The 22,437-nt window shown below is 40.0% G+C and carries 16 protein-coding genes and 1 tRNA gene; 10 read left to right on the plus strand and 7 right to left on the minus strand.

The features are described 5' to 3' along the window. Positions 1-48: 48 nt before the first annotated feature. Positions 49-414, minus strand: a complete 366-nt coding sequence (locus E0709_RS05500) for a YacL family protein (RefSeq protein ID WP_132300757.1) — start codon at positions 412-414, stop codon at positions 49-51. A gap of 23 nt (positions 415-437) precedes the next feature. Further along, a complete protein-coding gene (erpA, locus tag E0709_RS05505) occupies positions 438-779 on the minus strand; it encodes an iron-sulfur cluster insertion protein ErpA (protein ID WP_132300755.1) in 342 nt (113 codons plus the stop codon). Between the two features lie 136 nt (positions 780-915). On the opposite strand from erpA, the gene map reads away from it, so the two are divergent. Both map and glnD read left to right on the plus strand, forming a co-directional pair. Next, the gene (gene map, locus E0709_RS05510) at positions 916-1,719 is read left to right on the plus strand and encodes a type I methionyl aminopeptidase (protein ID WP_132300753.1); all 804 of its coding nucleotides are present in this window, start codon (positions 916-918) and stop codon (positions 1,717-1,719) included. Positions 1,720-1,800: 81 nt separating this feature from the next. Continuing rightward, positions 1,801-4,383, plus strand: a complete 2,583-nt coding sequence (gene glnD, locus E0709_RS05515; RefSeq protein ID WP_279387415.1) for a bifunctional uridylyltransferase/uridylyl-removing protein GlnD — start codon at positions 1,801-1,803, stop codon at positions 4,381-4,383. Positions 4,384-4,413: 30 nt separating this feature from the next. Here the strand turns inward: glnD and E0709_RS05520 are convergent, their stop codons facing one another. Further along, complete coding sequence (locus tag E0709_RS05520; protein ID WP_132300749.1) at positions 4,414-5,373, minus strand: calcium/sodium antiporter; 960 nt, start codon at positions 5,371-5,373, stop codon at positions 4,414-4,416. 160 nt (positions 5,374-5,533) lie between these two features. Beyond that, positions 5,534-5,609: transfer RNA gene (locus tag E0709_RS05525), tRNA-Asn, on the minus strand. 384 nt (positions 5,610-5,993) lie between these two features. Between E0709_RS05525 and uvrB the strand changes: the two genes are divergently transcribed. Next, positions 5,994-8,033, plus strand: a complete 2,040-nt coding sequence (gene uvrB, locus E0709_RS05530) for an excinuclease ABC subunit UvrB (protein WP_132300747.1) — start codon at positions 5,994-5,996, stop codon at positions 8,031-8,033. 54 nt (positions 8,034-8,087) lie between these two features. On the opposite strand, the gene E0709_RS05535 is transcribed toward uvrB, so the two are convergent. The 3 genes from E0709_RS05535 to E0709_RS05545 all read right to left on the minus strand — a co-directional run bounded on the left by E0709_RS05535 (position 8,088) and on the right by E0709_RS05545 (position 11,423). Next, positions 8,088-9,023, minus strand: coding sequence for a bile acid:sodium symporter family protein (locus E0709_RS05535; protein ID WP_132300745.1), 936 nt, complete (start codon positions 9,021-9,023; stop codon positions 8,088-8,090). A gap of 77 nt (positions 9,024-9,100) precedes the next feature. Next, the gene (locus E0709_RS05540) at positions 9,101-9,682 is read right to left on the minus strand and encodes a response regulator (protein WP_132300743.1); all 582 of its coding nucleotides are present in this window, start codon (positions 9,680-9,682) and stop codon (positions 9,101-9,103) included. Beyond that, positions 9,660-11,423 carry a sensor histidine kinase gene (locus E0709_RS05545; protein ID WP_228777390.1) on the minus strand — a complete coding sequence of 588 codons (1,764 nt, stop codon included), beginning with the start codon at positions 11,421-11,423 and terminating at the stop codon, positions 9,660-9,662. The genes E0709_RS05540 and E0709_RS05545 overlap by 23 nt, the downstream gene beginning before the upstream one ends. A 155-nt stretch (positions 11,424-11,578) precedes the next feature. Between E0709_RS05545 and ttrB the strand changes: the two genes are divergently transcribed. From ttrB to purD, 7 genes are all read left to right on the plus strand, one after another. Next, a complete protein-coding gene (gene ttrB, locus E0709_RS05550) occupies positions 11,579-12,316 on the plus strand; it encodes a tetrathionate reductase subunit TtrB (protein ID WP_132300741.1) in 738 nt (245 codons plus the stop codon). After that, positions 12,313-13,380: an NrfD/PsrC family molybdoenzyme membrane anchor subunit gene (gene nrfD, locus E0709_RS05555; protein WP_132300739.1), complete on the plus strand. Its 1,068-nt coding sequence runs from the start codon at positions 12,313-12,315 to the stop codon at positions 13,378-13,380. Before ttrB ends, nrfD begins: the two co-directional genes overlap by 4 nt. Beyond that, positions 13,377-16,466 carry a tetrathionate reductase subunit A gene (locus tag E0709_RS05560; RefSeq protein WP_132300737.1) on the plus strand — a complete coding sequence of 1,030 codons (3,090 nt, stop codon included), beginning with the start codon at positions 13,377-13,379 and terminating at the stop codon, positions 16,464-16,466. Before nrfD ends, E0709_RS05560 begins: the two co-directional genes overlap by 4 nt. A 59-nt stretch (positions 16,467-16,525) precedes the next feature. Further along, positions 16,526-18,250: a protein-disulfide reductase DsbD gene (locus E0709_RS05565; RefSeq protein ID WP_132300735.1), complete on the plus strand. Its 1,725-nt coding sequence runs from the start codon at positions 16,526-16,528 to the stop codon at positions 18,248-18,250. 102 nt (positions 18,251-18,352) lie between these two features. Beyond that, on the plus strand, positions 18,353-18,760 hold the full coding sequence (locus tag E0709_RS05570; protein ID WP_386693228.1) for a DoxX family protein: 408 nt from the start codon (positions 18,353-18,355) through the stop codon (positions 18,758-18,760). Positions 18,761-18,894: 134 nt separating this feature from the next. Beyond that, a complete protein-coding gene (gene purH / locus E0709_RS05575; RefSeq protein WP_165867205.1) occupies positions 18,895-20,496 on the plus strand; it encodes a bifunctional phosphoribosylaminoimidazolecarboxamide formyltransferase/IMP cyclohydrolase in 1,602 nt (533 codons plus the stop codon). Positions 20,497-21,110: 614 nt separating this feature from the next. Next, positions 21,111-22,400: a phosphoribosylamine--glycine ligase gene (gene purD, locus E0709_RS05585; RefSeq protein WP_132300729.1), complete on the plus strand. Its 1,290-nt coding sequence runs from the start codon at positions 21,111-21,113 to the stop codon at positions 22,398-22,400. Positions 22,401-22,437 lie beyond the last annotated feature (37 nt).

Below are 22,437 nucleotides of genomic sequence, written 5' to 3' on the forward strand. Positions count from 1 at the left end.
TACAGTAATGACAACATGCTTAACCTAGCTAACCTAGTACCTTAAGTACTAGGTTACAAAGGCTAAATAAGATCTTAAAAATTGCTCAAAATCTTCCAACCCTAGAAACGCTACACTTTCTTCATCATAATAATGAAAATCCTGTTCTAGCTCTTCATCGTCATTACTCATAGATAAATTATTAGCACGGATCATTACTTCATCTGCATTGATAAACAAACTGTATTCTTTGCCTAAAATTTGGCTTTCTTGTTCAGGTGTAAAAGATTTGGCTTGTTGGACGTGTAAAAGCGCGGTGGAAATTAATTGAGAATGATGAGGGACTTCCGTATTAAACCAGTTGGCAACCGCAAAATGCTCCATTGAACATTTTGCGATGACATTGCCTTGATAATAGGTAAATTGGAAGTCCATGGATTAAAAAAGACGATTAGATACTAGATACTAAATGACGAGCCACAGCCACAGGTACTAGATGCATTAGGATTTTGCACCACGAAACGAGAACCTTCTAAGCCCTCAATATAATCAATAGTGCCACCAATTAAATATTGTAAACTCATCGGATCCACCACTAATTGTACACCTGAATTTTCCACGGTGAGATCGCCGTCGTTAACTTTCTCATCAAAGGTAAAACCGTATTGGAAACCACTACAGCCACCACCGGTAATATACACACGTAATTTTAGTGCTAAATTTTCTTCATCGCTAATCAATGCTTTGACTTTATGTGCCGCAGCATCGGTAAAATTAATAGGTACTGAAATATCTGACATCACTTTTTCCCACAACAAAAATTTTCTATCATTATCTAATAACCGACTAATTCATTCAAGGATATTTTTATTTCAATCGGGTTTAGTGCTATTATATAAGGCAATATTTTAGTATTTTTAGATGAAGAGAGAGAATATGGCTATTCCATTAAGAACAGAACAAGAAATTGTAAAATTACGAGAAGCCTGCAAATTAGCGGCAGATATTTTAGTGATGATTGAACCACATATTAAAGCGGGGGTGAGTACGGGCGAATTAGATCGTATTTGCCACGATTATATGGTAAATGTACAGAAAGTGATTCCAGCTTGTTTGAATTATCATGGTTTTCCGAAAGCTACCTGTATTTCACTTAATGAAGTGGTTTGTCATGGTATTCCAAGTGATGATAAAATTTTGAAAAATGGTGATATTTTAAATATTGATGTGACGGTAATTAAAGACGGTTATTATGGTGATAATTCCAAAATGTACATTGTGGGTGAAACCAATATCCGCAGTAAAAAATTAGTGGAAGTGGCACAAGAAGCCTTGTATGTCGGTTTACGTGTGGTTAAACCGGGCATTCGTTTAAAAGAAATTGGACGAGCAGTGCAAAAATATACCGAGTCACAAACTTTTAGCGTGGTGCGTGAATATTGTGGTCACGGTATTGGTGATCAATTCCATAGTGAACCACAAGTGTTACATTATTATGCCGATGATGGCGGTGTGGTATTACAAAAGGGCATGGTATTCACGATTGAGCCAATGATTAACGCGGGTAAAAAAGAAGTGCGTTTAATGGGTGATGGCTGGACCGTAAAAACCAAAGATCGCAGTCATTCAGCACAATATGAACATCAAATTGTGGTGACAGAAAATGGTTGTGAAGTGATGACCATTCGTGAAGAAGAAGAAAAAGCAGGGCGAATTACACGCTTTATGGAAAATAAATAGAAATTAATGTAGGGGCGTATTGTATACGCCCTTTTGCTCGATCTGTTGTGGGCGTATGCAATACGCCCCTACCCCTTAAAAATTGAATTTAACCAGAAAATCATGCAAACACTCACCCCAACCCACATCAAACAACAGCGAGAATTGCTGAAACAGCAAGAATTAGATAATTTTGCACAAGCGGATATAAACTTGTTTATTTCTCACCGCACTTTATTTTGTGATGAGCTACTTTGTCAACTTTGGCAACATTTCCAACTCGATCAAAGTGAATTAACCTTGGTTGCGGTAGGGGGATATGGTCGGCAAGAAATGTTTCCGTTGTCGGATTTAGATTTCTTAATTTTAACGGCGCAACCAAATTCTCCACAACTAGAACAAAAGATTACGGATTTTATTCAGTTTCTGTGGGATTGCGGCTTTGATGTAGGAGCGAGTGTCCGCACTTTAGCAGAATGTGATAAAAATGGGCGCTCGGATATTACGATTGCGACGAATTTATTGGAAAGCCGTTATCTATGCGGAAAACGAGAAACTTTTGAAAAATTAACCGCACTATTACAGCGAGCTGATTTTTGGCCAAGAGAAACGTTTTTTAATGCCAAATTAGCAGAAAAAAATCAACGTTATCAACGGTATAATAATACCAGCTACAATCTTGAGCCGGATATTAAATACAGTCCGGGGGGATTGCGTGATCTGCATTTAATTTACTGGATTGCGTTACGCCATTCCAATGCCATGACCTTGCAAGAAATTCTGCAATCTGGTTTTATTTATCCTGAAGAATATGAAGCCTTAAAACTCAATCAACAATTTTTATTTAAAGTACGATTTGCTTTGCATTTGGTTTTGAAGCGTTATGATAATCGTTTATTGTTTGATCGACAAATCAAAGTGGCAGAATTGTTAGGTTATCATGGCAAGGGCAATGTTGGCGTGGAACAAATGATGAAACGTTTTTTCCAAGCCTTACAAAGTATTTCCAGTTTAAGTGATATTTTGGCAAAACATTATCGCGAACACTTTTTATTAGCCCAAACTGCGGTGCAAATGCCCAGTGTTTGGTTAGATACCAATTTTATTATACAAAATAATGCTATTTGTTTAGTCGATGAAAATTGTTTTATCCAACAGCCTGAAACGATTTTAGACTTGTTTTATCATCTCACCGCTCAACAGCAAGCGGAAATTCATTCATCCACCTTACGTCAATTACAAATTGCGTTAAGCCAGCTTGGTCAACCTTTAAGCAAAATTCCCCTTGCTCGAGAAAAATTCTTACGTTTATTTTCCCAACCAAATGCTATTGTTCGTGCTATTGTGCCGATGCATAAATACGGCGTGTTAACCGCTTATATTCCACAGTGGCAAGACATTGAAGGATTAATGCAATTTGATTTATTTCACGTGTACACCGTGGATGAGCATACTATTCGAGTGTTATTAACATTAGAAAGTTTCTTACAGAGCGAAACTGAACATAATTATCCTATTTGTCATCAGGTTTTTTCCACCGTTGCTGACCGCACTTTATTGTATATCAGTGCGTTATTTCATGATATTGCTAAAGGTCGTGGTGGGGAGCATGCTGATTTAGGGGCAGTGGATATGCGACAATTTGCGCAACAACATGGTTTTGATGGTCGGGAAGTTACCACGATGGCATGGTTAGTGAAACAACACTTATTGATGTCAACGGTCGCCCAACGACGAGATATTTACGATCCTGAAGTGGTTATGGCATTCGCAGCAGAAGTACAAAATAAAGTACGTTTGGATTTATTGTTGTGTTTAACGGTAGCAGATATTTGTGCGACTAATCAGACTTTGTGGAACAGTTGGAAGAGGACGTTGTTTACTAGCTTGTATCAATCCACTTTAAAACAATTTGAGTGGGGAATGGATCAGCTGTTAGATAATCAAAAAATCATTGAAGAGCATCGAGAACAGGCTCTGGCAATGGTGCAAAATCCAAATCTTGAGCAAATTAATACCTTGTGGCAACGTTGTTCAGATGATTATTTCTTACGTCATACAGCCAAAGAACTGGTTTGGCATATTGAGCTATTGGAAAATATCGTATCACAACCCTTGGTGAAAATTAGTAACCGTTTTTCCGATGGCGGTACGCCGGTGTTTATTTATTGTCAGGATCAGGCAAATTTATTTTATAAAGTGGTGGCAACCATTGGGGCAAAAAAACTCAGTATTCATAATGCAAAAATTAGCACCAGTATTGATAACTATGCGATGGATACTTTTATTGTGAGCGAACTCAATGGTGATTTACTGAAATTTGATCGTCGTCGGGATTTGGAAAAAAGTTTAATGATGGCATTAAATTCTGATAAGTTGCCGACATTATCCATTCCGATTAATCCGAGATTAAGGCATTTTCAAGTCAAAACCGACGTACGTTTTTTAGAGATGAAAAAAGCCGAATATACTGAAATGGAACTGTTTGCATTGGATAAAGCGGGTTTATTAGCAGAAGTGAGCCAAGTGTTTAGTGAGTTAAAATTGAATATTATAAATGCTAAAATTACTACAGTTGGGGCGAAAGCAGAAGACTTTTTTATGTTGACGAATGCGCAAAATAAGGCGTTGAATGAAATGGAACGAAATCAGTTAGCACAGCGCTTATTAGCACGCTTAGGATGAAAGATCCCCTGTTTAACAGGGGGAGTAGCACTAAATTGCGGTATAAAATAAATAACTATTATAGCCAATATAGCTCATCAATAATAACAATCCTTTAAACCGTCCGATATATCCGTTTTTTTGCTTAAAGGAATAACCTAAAGCAAATAAAGCGACAGTCAGCACTGACATAACTAAAACATCACGCGAAAGCACCGCACTTTCCACTTGCATCGGGTGAATCACGCCGGCAATTCCCACCACCGCAAGAGTATTAAATAAATTTGAACCAATAATATTGCCTACCGCTAAATCCACTTCGCCTTTGCGAGCTGCGACAATGGATGAGGCCAATTCGGGTAACGATGTACCAATTGCCACAATGGTCAAACCGATAATTAAATCGCTGACACCAAAGTAATGAGCCACTTCAACCGCTCCCCAGACTAATAATTGCGAGCTTGCCATCAGCAGCATTAAACCGATAACTAGCCATAAAAGTGCTTTGCTTAACGGCATATATTTTTGTTGTTGTAACTCTTCGGGTAACGTATGGTTTTTATGACGCAAACTTTGCCAAATTGTCCATGTCATATAGATGGCGAGCATGGCAATTAAAATACCTGCATCAAGGCGAGAAATTTGCATATCATAGAGCAGATAGGCTGAAATTACGGTAACCAAAAGCAAGATCGGAAGATCTTGTTTAAGTACTTGTGAATGTACTAAAACAGGCTTAACTAAGGCAGTGAAACCTAGAATAAGGGCGATATTGGTAATGTTGGAACCATAGGCATTCCCTAAGGCAATACCAGGGCTACCGTCAAGGGCGGATATTGCAGAAACCACCATTTCGGGGGCGGATGTGCCAAATCCGATAATCACAATACCGATTAAAAGTGGAGACATACCAAAATGGCGTGCAGTAGCGGCTGCACCATCGACAAAGCGATCTGCTGACCAAACTAATAAGAGTAATCCGATAATAATGGCTAAACTGGGTAAAAGCATGTAAATTTTCAATAGCAAATAAAAGTCGGCATTATAGCGGATTAAATAAAAGAGGGATATAGGCAAGAAAAAATAAAAGCCCAAAAATTTTTGGGCTAAAACTTCTGGTGTAAAATGAACTTTTATCAAAGGAGATAAATAAAAGCTCACCAAAAGGAAATGGCTCCTCCTGCGGGACTCGAACCTGCGACATATGGATTAACAGTCCACCGTTCTACCGACTGAACTAAGGAGGAATAACTCTGAATCACTCAAGATTGGTGGCGAATGATAATGATCTCTGACAAGATTGTCAAGTGCCAAAAGAAAGAAAATTTATTGTTTTTTTCTATCCACAAAATCTGTGGATAACTCTGTGAGTTAATTTTATAAAAAAGCGTCAACGCTAGGCAATATCTAGCTTGGTAGCCTTTCCATTGATCATTGTTCGCAAAATAACATTAATATAAAAATCAATAAGTTAATTAAAATCTAGTGGAAAATAGAGAAATTTTTTAAGAAAATATTTCTTATTCAGCTTGACAAATATAACTCTGTGTAAAACTTGGATTTTTTCAATCTGATTTGGTCATAAAAATATGATAAAATATACCGCACTTTATAAATGATCAGTAGTAATTATGGCAACAAAAATTAATAGTAAACCTTTTATTTTGCATTCCGACTTTCAACCATCAGGTGATCAACCTACTGCTATTGCAAAATTAACAGAAAATTTAAATGATGGTCTAGCCCATCAAACTTTGCTGGGAGTGACCGGTTCGGGAAAAACATTTACTATTGCGAATGTGATAGCTCAACTGAATCGCCCTGCCATGGTACTTGCGCCGAATAAAACCTTAGCCGCACAGCTTTATGCTGAAATGAAAGCTTTTTTCCCCGAAAATGCGGTGGAATATTTCGTGTCTTATTACGATTATTACCAACCCGAAGCCTATGTGCCGTCTAGTGATACCTTTATTGAAAAAGATGCGTCGATTAATGATCAAATTGAGCAAATGCGATTATCCGCTACCAAATCTTTTTTAGAGCGACGAGATACTATTGTGGTGGCATCGGTTTCGGCAATTTACGGCTTGGGCGATCCGGATAGCTATTTAAAAATGATGTTGCACCTACAAACAGGCGCCATTATTGATCAACGCCAAATCTTGGCGAAATTAGCAGAATTGCAATATACGCGTAATGATCAAGCTTTTCAACGCGGTACCTTTAGAGTACGAGGTGAAGTGATTGATATTTTCCCCGCAGAATCGGACGATCAAGCGGTTCGCATTGAACTCTTTGATGAGGAAATCGAACGTTTAAGCCTGTTTGATCCCCTCACCGGCACCAGCTTTGGTACGATACCACGCTTTACGGTGTATCCGAAAACCCACTATGTTACGCCGAGAGAACGGATTTTAGATGCGATAGAAAAAATTAAAGCGGAATTAGCACAACGCCGTGAACAATTTATTAAAGAAAACAAATTATTAGAAGAACAACGGATTAGCCAACGTACCCAATTTGATATTGAAATGATGAATGAACTAGGTTATTGTTCTGGCATTGAAAATTACTCCCGTTATTTATCCGGACGGAATGAGGGTGAACCGCCACCGACCTTATTTGATTATATGCCGTCCGATGCGTTATTAATTATTGATGAAAGCCACGTTACTGTGCCACAAATTGGCGGTATGTATCGTGGTGACCGTTCGCGCAAAGAAACGCTGGTAGAATATGGTTTCCGCTTGCCATCAGCATTGGATAATCGCCCCTTGCGGTTTGAAGAATTTGAACGGTTATCCCCACAAACCATTTATGTTTCTGCTACGCCGGGTCCCTATGAATTAGAAAAATCAGGTACGGAGATTATTGATCAGGTGGTGCGACCAACAGGCTTATTGGATCCCGAAATTGAAATCCGTCCGGTTTCCATTCAGGTGGACGATTTATTATCGGAAGCACGTCAACGAGCAGAGTGCAATGAGCGGATATTAGTTACCACTTTAACCAAACGTATGGCAGAAGATCTTACCGATTATTTAGAAGAACACGGTGTGCGAGTACGTTATTTACATTCGGATATTGACACTGTAGAACGAGTAGAAATTATTCGAGATCTGCGTTTAGGTGAATTTGATGTATTGGTTGGGATTAATTTATTGCGTGAAGGCTTGGATATTCCCGAAGTGTCGTTGGTGGCAATTTTAGATGCCGACAAAGAAGGTTTTTTACGTTCTGAACGCTCATTAATTCAAACTATTGGACGAGCTGCCCGAAATCTGAAAGGAAAAGCCATTTTATATGCAGATCGTATCACCAATTCCATGCAAAAAGCCATCACGGAAACTAACCGTCGCCGTGAAAAACAAATCAAATATAATCAAGAACGAGGTATTATCCCGCAAGCGTTGAATAAAAAAGTAGGCGAATTATTAGATATTGGACAAGGGGCAATAAATAAAGCTAAAGGTAAAACCAAATCCAAAGCGAATCGTATTGAAGAACCTCAAGCCAGTTATCTAGCGAATGATCCAAAAGCCTTACAAAAAGAAATTAAAAAATTGGAGCAACAAATGTATAAATTTGCACAAGATTTGGAATTTGAAAAAGCGGCAGCCGTCAGAGATCAATTGCATCAATTGCGTCAGAAATTTATTAGCGAAACATAAATGAAATATAAATTACAGAAAGGTCGCTCAACTAGCGACCTATTATAAAGTTAATTATTGGGTGCGATTTTTAATAGTAGAAAAAATATTAGCGACAATTGGACCTGATACATTATGCCAGAAACTGAAAATAGCGCTGGGTACTGCCGCAATAGGATTAAAATGAGCCGCTGCGAGTGCTGCTCCTAAGCCTGAATTTTGCATGCCTACTTCAATAGAAATCGCTTTACTGTCATAGTTATCTAAACGTAAAAGTTTTGCCGCAGAAAAGCCAACGAGATAGCCTAAACAATTATGCAGAACAACCACAGCGAAAATCAATAAGCCTGATTCTACAATTTTGTCTTTACTAACCGCAACCACCGCAGACAAGATCAGTACAATAGAAATAACGGAAAGTAATGGCATGGTTTTGCTAATTTCATAGATTTTCTGTTTACATAAAGCACGTACGATTAAACCTAATAAAATAGGCAGAAGTACCATTTTTAACACGGAGATAAACATAGCAGAAGCATCAATTTCTAACCATTGACTTGCAAGTACATAGAAAATAACCGGGGTAAGTAACGGGGCTAATAAAGTAGAAATAGTTGTACAGGCAACAGAAAGTGCCGTATTACCTTTTGCCAAATAGGTCATTACATTAGATGATGTCCCGCCGGGGCAAGAACCGACTAAAATTATACCGACAGCTAAATCAGCAGGTAAAGCAAATATTTTAGCCAGTGCAAAAGCAATAGCCGGCATAATTACAAACTGTCCGATCACGCCAATAACTACAGACCTAGGATGTTTAACGACTTCACTAAAATCATTAAATGTTAATGTAATTCCCATACCGAACATGACAATACCGAGCAAGTAAGTAATATAATGACGAATTTCTATGAAATAAGTTGGGAATTTAAAAGCCAGAAAAGCAAAAATCAATACCCAAAGAGCAAAGGTTTTACTGACAAGATGGGTTATTTTTAGTAGTGTTTGCATAATTTTCCTTATTGAGGTTATAAATAAATGGAGAAATAAAATAGCATAAATTTCAGCCCCAAAATAGGGGAGAACGTTTAATCTAGCAATGATCGCTTATAAATCAATTCGGCTAAGGTTTTGGCATTCATTTTTTGCATAATTTGAGCCCGATGGACTTCCACGGTGCGAATCGCAATATTCAATTGTTGGGCGATTTCACGGTTGATTTTGCCTTGTATGATTAACGCTAGAATTTCATGTTGTTTTGGACTAAGGGTATGATAATCCTGCTTAATTTTCTGTTTTTCATAGTTTGATAGCGTGCGTTGTTCGGCAATTTGTAAAGTGGCACGCAAGTGTTCAAAATCGACCGGTTTTTGTAAAAAATCCACCGCACCTTGCTTTAATTCAGATACCGCCATTGGGACATCCGCATAGGCAGTCATAATAATCACCGCAAGGGTGCTTTGTATTTTACTGAGATATTGATGAACCTGTTTGCCATCCATTAACGGCATTTTCATATCTAATAATACGATACCCGGCACAAAGTGCGGTGCATTTTGTACGAATTTTACGCTGTCTGACCAAGTGGTTACTTGATAACCCAATTGTTCCAGCAAAAACTGGGTTGAATCTAAGACACTTGGGTCGTCATCCACTAAATGAATTTGCATAATTCCCCTTTGGTAATAATAAGTTAACTCTTGCTCCAGAACCTTGTGGCAGATTGCTGAGCTGAATATCTCCACCTTGCGATTGGATTAAACGCTGGCAAATCACCAAGCCTAAGCCTAATCCATCGGGTTTTGTGCTTTGAAATGGAACAAACGGGAAATCCAGTTGTTGTTGGGTGAAACCGCTGCCGTTATCTACAATTTCAATTTGTATTTTATCTGTGTGAATAGGTTGTACATTTATTGCAATTTGGTCAGCATTAGCCTGCAAGGCATTCAGTAAACAATTGCAGACTACCTGTTCTAACATTGTGGTACAGACATAAATCTGTAACTGAATATCACAGTTTAATTGAATTTTCGCTTGTTTATTTTGTTGTTGCACAAAATAAATGGTACGTTGTAAGGTAGTATGTAGCAAAATGCGTTCTTTGTCATTGGCATTTTTAGCTTTCGCCCAATGGCGTAAGTTTTGTACAATTTTGACACTGCGATCGACCTGATGGATGATTTTATCTAAAACGTCTAGGATTTTATTCGTCACTTGACTGGCGTAACCGGATTGGCTTAATTGATGTTTTAAACCCGCACTGTACATGCTAATGGCGGATAGAGGTTGATTAATTTCATGTGCAATACCCGCCGTCATTTCGCCCAATATACTTAAACGATCGGCCTGAGCAAGTTGTTTCTGATAAAAATGTAAATCTTGATAAACCTGTTCTAGCGCTTTACTTTTGCGGTGAATTTGCCAACTTACCCAAAGATAATTCAACAAAATAAATGATATGATGGCAATAATCCAGCCTTGATATTGTATCAGCCAATACTTCACATCCGCCCAAAGATTTTGTTGTGGATGGCGATAGAGTTCACGCAAAATATAATCTGCTTGTAAGGTAGAAAGAGGTGGTGTCCATTGGGGAAGTTCAGCGGGACTGTGGTTTAATAATAGGGTGACTAATGTTGTGGCTAAACTATGTGGCACTTTGGGCATGGCAGCCAACGACCAATTGGGCAGTAAATCCGTACTCGCCCAGCAACCAATAGTATTGGGTTTGTCGAGCAGTAAGCGAAAATCTTGTTGTTTTAATACACCTTCAATGACCAAATCTTCCAGTAAACAAACCGGCGTGATGGCAGCGTCGACTTTCTTCTCTTTAAGCCAAAAAAGTGTATTATCTACCGGAAAACCGGTAAACTGAAAATGGAGATCGTGTTTTTCGCTCAGATTATGTTGTACAAATTCATGATACCCCAATAGAAAACCACCAAAAGCGTCATTTCCTACGGCAGCGATTTTTTTGCCTTTTAAATCCTGCAATGTCCTATACTGACTATCTGCGCGTACAATAATCGCGCTGCCTATGCGTCCAATCGTATCGTGCTGCTGGCGTGGCGAATTGAGTGTGACTAACCAACGTACGGGGGTATCATTTAAATAAAAAAATTGCGATTGATTGGTGATAATAAAATCCAAGTCTTTGGCTTTTTCTTGTTTGAGATCGTCAAGATCCAACATCACTAGCACAAAATGATGCTCAGGATTAAGTTGCTGATTTAGCCAATCCACCCAAGGTTGCCATTTGGCATAGGTGTGAGTGGTTCCCCGCTGGGCGAGAATACCGATTTGCCAATCATTTGCTTTGGCTATCACAGGAAAAAATAGGCATAGCAAACCAATAACGCTTACATATCGCAAAAAATATTGCAAAAAAGACCGCATTTTTGGGAATTTCATGGCTATTTCCTTGATCTGGATCATAGAACAATGATTTATGTGGAAAACCACAATATCACTTTTTATTCATATACTTAACAATACGATCAAATCTTATTGATTTCAAGTTTCTTTTATTTCAAGTGCTTTTATTTTAAGTTTCAGGGAGAAATACTATGGAGTTAACTAAACGAAAACTACTGAAAAATTTCTCTGCATTAACAGTGGGATCGGCATTTGTGCCGTTAAGTTATGCTGAGCAGAATTTTCAGCCAGCGCGCAGAGAAGGGAGTGCTGAACATCGTTATGGCATGTTGATTGATTTGCGACGTTGTATAGGTTGTCAGGCTTGTACGGTGAGTTGTTCAGTAGAAAATAACAGCCCGCTGGGCGAATTTCGTACCACTGTCCGTCAATATGAAGTGGTGAACGAAAACCATATGATTAACAATGTGTTATTACCTCGTTTATGTAATCATTGTGATAACCCACCTTGTGTACCCGTTTGTCCTGTGCAAGCCACTTATCAGCGCAAAGATGGTATTGTGGTCATTAATAATGAAGCCTGTATCGGCTGTGCTTATTGTGTACAAGCCTGTCCTTATGATGCGCGTTTTATTAATGAAGAAACGAAAACCGCCGATAAATGCACATTTTGCGCTCATCGATTAGAAGCGGGTTTATTGCCAGCCTGTGTGGAAAGTTGTGTGGGAGGTGCCAGAATTATTGGGGATTTAAAAGATCCCAACAGCACGATTAGCCAACTTATCGCGCAACATAAAGATGAACTTAAAGTGCTAAAACCTGAAGATGGTACCATTCCGCAAGTGTTTTATTTAGGTTTAGATGATGCTTTTGTAAGCCAAGTGAAAGGTCAGCCAATGTTATGGCAAGGCTTGGAGGATGCAGCATGATTAACGAAATTTTAGTTGAACCGCAACATGTCGCTTGGTTACCTTGGGCGGCGAGTTATTTCTTTTTTATTGGATTGGCAGCCACAGCGGTTGCTGAGGCGGTGATGATGAGATATGTCAAACAGGCAAGCTCACAACAGGAATTGATTGCCGTAGCAGTGGCGTTAACCTGTGCGATTGTGGCACCGATTGCATTAACTGCCGATTTGCATCAACCCACTCGTGTTTGGCATTTTTATACCGTACTGACCTATTGGTCACTCATGTGGTGGGGCGCTTATATTTTACCGTTTTTTACCATGACCGTTGCTGCTTATTTCTTGCTGTTATTCTATCAGGTTAAACAACCGATGACGGCAAAATTAGCCGCAAGATTAGCTATCTGGTTACATTGGGTGCGTGGTCTAGTATTAATTTCAGTGGCAGCCATTTTGTTTTACACTTGTATGGAAGTGTATCAAGTGCAAGCCAGACCGCTTTGGCATAATCCTTGGTTTGCCCCACTGATTATTTTCAGTGCTTTACCGACTTCCATGTTGTTAATTCAATGGACAGTGAAATTACGCACCCAACAAAACTTGGCTTATTTACGTCATTGGGCGTTATTTAGCCTCACCCTATTTATCTTGGCGTTAATCGGTTTATGCACCGCTTCAGGTGACATTGCTGATCAATTAACACAATTATATCAGCAAAAAACCTTGCCGATTTTCACCGCGGTTTTCGCCCTTGTAATCGCTGGCTGGTTACTGTTACCGCCATTTCGTTTTTCCTTGGGTTTATCCGTTATCTTCGCGTTGATTTTCACCGGCATGGTGCGTTGGGTGTTATTCATTCAGGTACAAACCTTAGCCAAATATAATGCCTTAGCCAATCCCTATCATTTTGAATGGAATGCTGACGGTGGTTTAGGCATGCTTTCCATGTTGGGCTTATGGGCGTTGGTTTCTGTGCTAATGTGGCAACTGTTAAATATGACCAAAACACCAACCGAGCAAAAAATGGCTACCCTGAATAAACCACATAGTACACCGCATAATACACAGACAGGAGTATTATCATGAATAGACGAAATTTACTTAAAACCGGTATCGCTTTAGGTGGAGCGGCTGCCTTTGGTGTGGGTTATGCGCCGAAAATAAAAGAAGTGACTGAGGGACTAATGAACCGTGGCAACTCAGGCGTGACTACGCAAGATGCGGTGCATGGTAATTCCTTATTGCCTGAATATGCGGTAAATAATCAACAATTATTAAGCAACGCCAATCAAGTGGTGTGCAATACCCAATGTCAAGGTTGTTGGACGCTTTGTGGGGTGCGTGCTAGAGTGGATTTAGCTGAAAATAAAGTACTGCGAATTAACGGCAATCCCTATCATCCGCTGTCTGGTGATGAATTTCTGGATTTCAACCAGTCCATTCATCAGGCACAATTAAGTGTCGCTGGCGAACAGGGACTGGCAGGACGTTCTACCGCCTGTGCCAGAGGGGCAGCATTTTTAGACGGTGTACAAAGCCCTTATCGGCTCACCCAGTGTTTAAAACGGGTAGGCAAACGTGGTGCAGGAAAATGGCAGAGTATTAGTTTTGAACAGTTGGTCAATGAAGTGGTGTATGGCGGTGATTTATTTGGTGAAGGTCATGTAGATGGGTTATTGGCTATTCGGGATTTAACCACCCCAGTGAGTGCGGAAAATCCTGAGTTTGGTGCCAAAGTGAATCAATTATTTGTCACTCATGCAGGCCCTGAGGGCAGACAACCATTACTGCAACGTTTTGCCAATAACAGTTTTGGCACCATTAATTTTGCGTCGCATGGTTCTTATTGTGGCGTATCTTATCGGGCTGGTTCTGCTGCCTTTATGAACGATTTTGATAAAAATTCCCATGCCAAACCCGATTGGGATTATGCGGAATTTATTTTATTTATGGGAACATCGCCAGCACAATCAGGCAATCCATTTAAACGCCAAGCACGTCAATTAGCCAAAATGCGTGCGGAAAATGATAATTTTGAATATGTCTATGTGGCACCACGTTTAGAGCTAACTGGTACACAAGCTACGCAGAATAACCGTTGGGTGCCGATTAAATCAGGCGGTGATCTTTCCCTTGCGTTGGGAATGTTACGTTGGATTATTGAAAATGAACGTTACAACGCCGATTATTTACAAATTCCGAGCCTAGAAAGCATGCAAAAAGCTAATGGGGTAAGCTTTTGTAATGCCACCCATTTGTTCATTGCGGACTCTACCCATAAACGCTATGGACAAGCCGTACGCTTAGATGATGTGATCGCAAGAGAACCGCCAGAAAAACCGAATGATGGCGATATTTTGGTTAAAGATCAACAAAGCGGTGAATTTATCGCCGCCAGAGATTGCCAAACTGCGGTGCTTTTTGTGGACGATTTGGTTACCTTTAAAGACGGCTCCCAAGTACAAGTTAAATCTGCTTTCCATTTATTAAAAGACTCCTGTTTCCGCTTTGAGTTAGCTGAATATGCTGAACAATGTGGCGTAAGCGTACAAATTATGCAGGATTTGGCGAAAAAATTTACTTCTTATGGACACAAAGCTTCAGTGGTTAGCCACGGTGGCACCATGCACAGCAATGGATTTTACACCACTTGGGCATTGTTATTGCTCAACGCCATGGTCGGCAATATGAATAAAAAAGGCGGTATGAGTATGGCAGGCGGAAAATTCCGTGATTTTGCCCCTGCACCACGTTATGACTTAGCTAATTTCCCTGATATGGTGAAACCAAAAGGCATGAATTTGGCACGCAGTAAACGCCATTATGAACAATCCAGTGAATTTAAGCGCAAAGTTGTCAACGGCGAAAATCCGTATCCAGCCAAAGCAGCATGGTATCCCTTTGTCGGCGGTCAAATGACGGAAATGATCAGCTCAGCATTGCAAGGCTATCCTTATACAATTAAAGCTTGGATCAGCCACATGACCAACCCAATTTATGGTATGGCTGGGCTGAAATATCAAATTGAAGAACAATTAAAAGATCCGACATTATTGCCATTATTTATCGCCGTCGATGCTTTTATGAACGAAACCACTGCACTGGCGGATTATATTGTGCCAGACACGCATAATTTTGAAAGTTGGGGATTTAGCACACCTTGGGCGGGTGTACCGACTAAAGCCAGCACAGCACGTTGGCCGATTGTACAATCCCGCAACCAAAAAACCGCATCAGGTGAAACCGTTTGTATGGAAAGTTTTATTATTGCTATTGCCAAACAAATGCAATTAGCGGGTTTTGGTGACAATGCCATTGCGGATAAAGAAGGCAATACCTATCCGCTCAATCGTAGTGAAGACTTTTTCCTACGAGCCGCAGCGAATGTTGCCTTTGATGGTAAACAACCGGTGAATGATGCCAGCCGAGAAGATTTATTACTGACGGGCGTACAACGCTTAATGGGTGAATTTGAAAAAACCTTAAAACCCGAAGAAGTGTTAAAAGTGGCAACCATATATTGCAAAGGCGGACGCTTTGCCCCTTATCAAAGTGCTTGGGACGGTGAAAATATGCAACCAAAATGGTCAAATTGTCTGCAAATTTGGAATGAAACCGTGGCAAAAGCACGCCATTTTGCTAATGGCAAACATTATCACGGTTGTCCGACCTATTTTGAGCCGCAATTTTCCGATAATAGCTTGCTGGAAAGCCATTATCCTGCTAAAGACTGGCCATTTAAACTGATCTCGTTTAAATCTAATTTAATGAGCAGTATTACCGCACCTATTTTACGCTTACATGCTATTAAACCGGTCGGCTTAGTCACCATGAATAATCTTGATGCAGAAAGTTTAGGCATTAAACAAGGGGATGTGGTGGAGCTTTCTACCCCGACAGGTCGTGTAAATGTACAAATTATGACTATCGCTGGCATTATGCAGGGGACAATTGCCATTGAACATGGCTATGGACGCACACAATCAGGCGCTAAAAGTTATTTTATTGATGGCAAGGAAGTAAAAGGTCATGCACAAATCAAACAAGGGATAAATATCAATGATTTAGGTTTATTAGACGAGACCAAACAAATTGCGTCACCATGGGTAGATTGGGTTTGTGGATCGGCAGTAAGACAAGGATTGCCGGCAAAATTGCGTAAAATTATTTAGTTTTAATGGGAGATTATCTAGGTTAATATAAAGAAAATTTCTTGATATTACCAAAATCTATGAAAAAATATTTAACTTTTTTTATCCTGTTATTGATCAGCATTTCAAGCCAAGGGAATTTATTTTCGAATAAAACCTCGTTCTTGCCTGCTGATCAAGCTTTTCAGTTTTCTGCACAAAACCAAAATAATCAATTGATCTTACATTGGCTAATTGCAGACGGCTATTATTTATATAAGCAAGAAATTACTGCTAGTATAAAAAATGGTAAACTAGGTGAGTTGCAATTTCCACAAGGGGAAGTATATCAAGATGAATTTTTTGGTGAAACAGAGATTTTTCGCCATGAGTTAAGTGTGATTTTGCCTGTGCTAGAAAGCCATGAACTCACTCAATTAACCGTGACTTATCAAGGATGCACGAAAGGATTATGCTATCCGCCAGAAGAAAAAATCATTGACTTGGCGAGTTTTCACTTTGATTTGGAAAAAAGTGCGGTTAAAAACACCGCAGTTTCCCAACATATCAGCGAACAGAATCAACTTGCAGATAGCTTGTTTAAGTCTCAATATGCCGTCTTGGGGTTCTTCCTATTAGGCTTAGGACTTGCTTTTACACCTTGCGTATTGCCGATGTTGCCGTTACTTTCAGCTATCGTGATTGGACAGCATGAACGCCCATCAATGTGGCGAGCCTTGGGGTTAAGCTTTATTTATGTGCAAGGCATGGCATTAACTTATACTTTGCTAGGGCTGATCGTAGCGGCTATTGGGTTGCCGTTCCAACAAGCGTTGCAAAGTCCACCGGTATTAGTAGGTTTATCCGTATTATTTGTGTTATTGGCATTGTCAATGTTTGGCGTGTTTACCTTACAATTGCCGAGTGGGTTACAAACCAAAATTAGCCAAATCAGCCAAAAACAGCAGTCAGGGGCATATTTTGGTGTGTTTGTGATGGGCGCATTAGCTGGGCTAGTGGCTTCCCCTTGCACCACCGCACCGCTTTCGGGGGCATTGTTATATGTCGCACAAACTGGTGATCTATTTATTGGTGCCATTACCTTGTATTTATTAGCCTTAGGTATGGGCGTGCCGTTGATTTTAGTGACGCTGTTTGGTAATCAAATTTTGCCTAAATCGGGAGATTGGTTAAATACAATCAAACAGCTATTTGGTTTTATTTTGTTGTTATTACCGGTGATTTTATTAGAACGTGTTTTTGTTCAATGGGCCTTGGAATTATGGGCGGTGTGGTTGATTACGTTTACTTGTTGGATTGCGCATAAGCGGTATTGGCTTGGCGTGATAGTGGCGTTATTGATGTTTTTTGTTATACAGCATTTTAATTTGTTGAGTCATTATGTTGTCAACGAACAAAGTGCGGTGCAAAAAAGAGCAAATTTTAAACCGCAGTTTATGCAAATTTCAACCCTGAGTGAATTAGAACAAACATTGAAGAATAATCCTAAATCGGTAGCAATGCTCGATCTTTATGCCGATTGGTGTGTCGCTTGTAAAGAATTTGAAAAATATACCTTTAGTGATGCAACGGTTATGCAGGATTTTGAGAAGATCTTATTATTACAAATAGATATGACCAAAAATAGTCCTGAAAATCAGAAACTCATGGAAAAGCTAAAGGTGTTGGGATTGCCGACGATTTTATTTTTTAATCAACAAGGACAGGAAATTTCAGGATCAAGAGTGACAGGATTTATGCCCGCAGATAAATTTCATCAATGGTTGTTAAATTTAATTTTTAACAATAATGAAAAGGTTTTTTAACAAATCTTTTATTTATTAACTAAGAGAAATAGGTATAATACTTATACCGTATATTTTTATTCGGTTTATTTTGTTGATTTTATTATTAAAAAGGAAAGTATTATGGATTCATTAAATAAATATTCCCCTTATGCATTAGCGTTGTTACGTATTATGGCGGGTTACATGTTTTTATTACATGGCACCGCGAAATATTTTGAATTTCCCATGTCCATGACTGGTGGAAATGGTGCAGTACCTGTATTTTCTATGTACGGTATTGGTGGGATTTTAGAAATTACTGGTGGTATCTTATTGATTTTAGGTCTATTTACTCGCCAAGTAGCATTTTTATTGTCCGGTATGATGGCTGTCGCTTATTTTCATGTGCATGCAATCCCTGCGGATAATTTATTTTTACCCTTGACTAATAAAGGCGAACTCGCTGCATTATATTGCTTTGCCTTTTTCTATATTTTCTTCCAAGGGGGCGGTGCTTTTGCGTTAGACAATAAACGTAATCAAAAATAACCGCACTTTATGTAAAATAGAAAGCCTGTGTTCGGAGAGAATACAGGCTTTTTTTATTTATCCAGTACATAAACGCAACCGTTTGCGTTATAATGCACGCTGATTTTTTTATTTACTTTCAAAGGAATATTTCAATGCAATCAAATCGTCCTATTCGTCAGGCGTTATTAAGCGTTTCCGATAAAAACGGTATCGTGGAGTTTGCACAGGGTTTAGTGCAACGTGGGGTGAAATTATTATCAACAGGTGGCACGGCGAAATTGTTAGCAGATAGCGGTTTAGCGGTAACCGAGGTGTCTGATTATACTGGCTTTCCCGAAATGATGGACGGGCGAGTAAAAACCTTACACCCAAAAGTGCATGGTGGCATTTTAGGTCGCCGTGGCACAGATGATGCGATTATGCAACAACATCAAATAGAGCCGATAGATATGGTGGTGGTGAACCTTTATCCGTTCGCTCAAACTGTCGCAAAACCCGATTGCACCTTAGCCGATGCAGTAGAAAATATTGATATTGGTGGACCAACCATGGTGCGATCTGCGGCGAAAAACCATAAAGATGTGGCGATTGTGGTAAATAATCAAGATTTTAATGCCATTCTTGCCGAAATGGATAAAAATCAAAATAGTTTAACCTTAGAAACCCGTTTTGATTTGGCGATTAAAGCCTTTGAACATACCGCCCAATATGACAGTATGATTGCTAATTATTTTGGGAAATTGGTGAAACCTTATTTTACGGCGGATGAAGAAGATCCTAATCAAAATTGCGGTGAATTTCCCCGTACTTTAAACTTGAATTTTATTCGTAAGCAAACTATGCGTTACGGCGAAAACAGCCACCAAAATGCCGCATTTTATGTGGAACAAGATGTCAAAGAAGCCAGCGTTTCCACTGCCAAACAATTACAAGGCAAAGCCCTATCGTATAACAATATTGCGGATACAGATGCAGCGTTAGAATGCGTGAAATCCTTTGCCGAACCTGCTTGTGTGATTGTTAAACATGCCAATCCTTGTGGCGTGGCATTGGGCGAGACTATTTTGACAGCCTACGATCGGGCTTATCAAACAGATCCAACTTCTGCCTTTGGGGGGATTATCGCCTTTAACCGTGAATTAGACGAGCAAACGGCGAAAGCCATTGTAGAACGTCAATTTGTGGAAGTGATTATTGCACCGAAAGTATCGCAAGGTGCCATTGATGTGGTGAAAACGAAGAAAAACGTGCGTTTATTGGCATGTGGTGAATTTAGTCAAACGCAGCAACGTTTAGATTTTAAACGGGTGAACGGTGGTTTGTTGGTGCAAGATGCAGATTTAGGTATGGTCGGTATGGATGATTTGAGAGTTGTCAGCAAACGTAAACCGACAGAAAAAGAATTACAAGATTTATTATTCTGCTGGAAAGTAGCGAAATTCGTTAAATCCAACGCCATTGTTTATGCCAAAGATAACCAAACTATCGGTATCGGTGCAGGGCAAATGAGCCGAGTTTATTCCGCCAAAATTGCAGGCATTAAGGCACAAGATGAGGGCTTGAATGTGGCGGGTTGCGTAATGGCATCTGATGCGTTTTTCCCGTTCCGTGATGGTATTGATGCAGCAGCAAAAGTGGGGATTGAATGTGTGATTCACCCCGGTGGTTCAATGCGGGATCAGGAGGTGATTGATGCGGCGGATGAGCATGGGATGGTGATGGTGTTGACTAAGATGCGACATTTCCGTCATTAATTGGAAATCGGTTTCGCCCGATGGGCGACCATACTTTCTTTTGCTTGTGCAAAAGAAAGTAGGCAAAGAAAAGCACACCCCGACTTCACCGCTTTTCTTCGCTTATTTGGTATTTTCTTCACGCTAAATTTTGAACTCGCTACGCTCAGACATGCAAAATTTAGCTAAAAATACCAAAACGCTCAGGCGGCTCAGACGGGGACCCCGATCAGATGACAGAAGACAGAAAACAGAAATAAAATTGTAGGGGCGTATTGCATACGCCCTGTTAAAAACGGAGCGTGATTTTGGGGTGGATATTTGGTCTGCCTTTACGTTATTAACAAAATCACCGTCTGAGCGATTTATTGGGCGTATGCAATACGCCCCTACGTTTGTAACGGGTCCCCGTCTTTGCCGCCTGAAAATGCTTAAATTTGTAGGAAAAGTTGTACTGTCTGAGCGTAGCGAGTTTACAACTTTTCCGTTAAGCAAATTTAAGTATTTTCAGGAAACAAGGCAAAATCGGGGTCGCCTTTCTTTTTGCTTACTTTTTCTTTGGCGAAGCAAAGAAAAAGTAAGTCGCCATCGGCGAAACCCGATTGTAAAAATTGTAATTAAAAAAAGGAAACAAAATGAACATACTCATCATCGGAAATGGCGGTCGCGAACACGCCCTCGCTTGGAAAGTCGCCCAATCTCCCCTTGCCTCAAAAGTCTTTGTCGCCCCCGGTAATGCGGGAACCGCCAGAGAAACTGCGGTGCAAAATGTGGCGATTTCTGCTACTGATGTTCCAGCATTAGTCAAATTTGCTCAAGATAACCAAATCGGTTTAACTATCGTGGGTCCTGAAGCTCCGTTAGTCGTTGGTGTGGTGGATGCTTTTGAACAAGCAGGGTTAACCATTTTCGGACCACGTCAATCTGCCGCACAGCTGGAAGGCTCAAAAGCCTTTACCAAAGATTTTTTAGCTCGTCATAATATCCCAACGGCGGAATATCAAAATTTCACGGAAATTGACCCTGCCCTTGCTTATATTCGTGCAAAAGGTGCGCCGATTGTGATTAAAGCAGATGGTTTAGCGGCTGGCAAAGGTGTGATTGTGGCAATGACCTTAAAAGAAGCCGAAGATGCAGTATGTGATATGTTAGCGGGTAATGCCTTTGGTGAAGCGGGTAGCCGAGTGGTGGTGGAAGAATTTTTGGACGGTGAAGAAGCCAGTTTTATTGTCATGGTAGACGGTGAACACGTTGAACCCATGGCGACCAGTCAAGACCATAAACGTGTCGGTGAAAATGATCAAGGCTTGAATACTGGCGGAATGGGCGCGTATTCACCTGCGCCTGTGGTAACCCGCGAAATTCATCAGCGTGTTATGGAACAAATTATTTACCCAACCGTACGTGGCATGGCAGCGGAAAATAATGTGTATAAAGGCTTTTTATATGCGGGTCTAATGATTGATAAAAACGGTCAGCCAAAAGTGATCGAATTTAACTGCCGTTTTGGTGATCCTGAAACTCAACCGATTATGATGCGTTTGCAATCAGATTTAGTGGAACTTTGTTTGAAAGCCTGTCAAGGAGAGTTAGATCAGGTGAAATCACAATGGGATCCGAAACCAGCCTTAGGTATTGTGTTGGCAGCAGAAGGCTACCCAGCGGATTATCGCAAAAATGATGAAATTCACGGTTTGCCAACGGAAAACAAAGCCGATGAAAAAGTGTTCTTGGCTGGTGTGGCGGAAAAAGACGGCAAGCTGGTGACTAACGGCGGACGTGTACTTTGTGTGACAGCATTAGGTCATAGCGTGTTTGAAGCCCAACAGAAAGCCTTGCAATTAGCTGAACAAGTGAATTGGACGGGACGTTTTTATCGCCGTGATATTGGCTATCGTGCCGTAGCGAGAGAGCAAACGAAATGAAGATGAAAATAATTCATCTAAAATCTGAAAAATTAAC

Source organism: Lonepinella koalarum (assembly GCF_004565475.1).
Lineage (GTDB): Bacteria > Pseudomonadota > Gammaproteobacteria > Enterobacterales > Pasteurellaceae > Lonepinella > Lonepinella koalarum.

Excerpts from the sequence above, each read along its gene's own strand:
- E0709_RS05500 (WP_132300757.1), bottom strand. The coding sequence starts at position 414 with ATGGACTTCCAATTTACCTATTATCAAGGCAATGTCATCGCAAAATGT.
- erpA (WP_132300755.1), bottom strand. The coding sequence starts at position 779 with ATGTCAGATATTTCAGTACCTATTAATTTTACCGATGCTGCGGCACAT.
- map (WP_132300753.1), top strand. The coding sequence starts at position 916 with ATGGCTATTCCATTAAGAACAGAACAAGAAATTGTAAAATTACGAGAA.
- E0709_RS05520 (WP_132300749.1), bottom strand. The coding sequence starts at position 5,373 with ATGCTTTTACCCAGTTTAGCCATTATTATCGGATTACTCTTATTAGTT.
- uvrB (WP_132300747.1), top strand. The coding sequence starts at position 5,994 with ATGGCAACAAAAATTAATAGTAAACCTTTTATTTTGCATTCCGACTTT.
- E0709_RS05535 (WP_132300745.1), bottom strand. The coding sequence starts at position 9,023 with ATGCAAACACTACTAAAAATAACCCATCTTGTCAGTAAAACCTTTGCT.
- E0709_RS05540 (WP_132300743.1), bottom strand. The coding sequence starts at position 9,682 with ATGCAAATTCATTTAGTGGATGACGACCCAAGTGTCTTAGATTCAACC.
- E0709_RS05545 (WP_228777390.1), bottom strand. The coding sequence starts at position 11,423 with ATGAAATTCCCAAAAATGCGGTCTTTTTTGCAATATTTTTTGCGATAT.
- ttrB (WP_132300741.1), top strand. The coding sequence starts at position 11,579 with ATGGAGTTAACTAAACGAAAACTACTGAAAAATTTCTCTGCATTAACA.
- nrfD (WP_132300739.1), top strand. The coding sequence starts at position 12,313 with ATGATTAACGAAATTTTAGTTGAACCGCAACATGTCGCTTGGTTACCT.
- E0709_RS05560 (WP_132300737.1), top strand. The coding sequence starts at position 13,377 with ATGAATAGACGAAATTTACTTAAAACCGGTATCGCTTTAGGTGGAGCG.
- E0709_RS05565 (WP_132300735.1), top strand. The coding sequence starts at position 16,526 with ATGAAAAAATATTTAACTTTTTTTATCCTGTTATTGATCAGCATTTCA.
- E0709_RS05570 (WP_386693228.1), top strand. The coding sequence starts at position 18,353 with ATGGATTCATTAAATAAATATTCCCCTTATGCATTAGCGTTGTTACGT.
- purH (WP_165867205.1), top strand. The coding sequence starts at position 18,895 with ATGCAATCAAATCGTCCTATTCGTCAGGCGTTATTAAGCGTTTCCGAT.
- purD (WP_132300729.1), top strand. The coding sequence starts at position 21,111 with ATGAACATACTCATCATCGGAAATGGCGGTCGCGAACACGCCCTCGCT.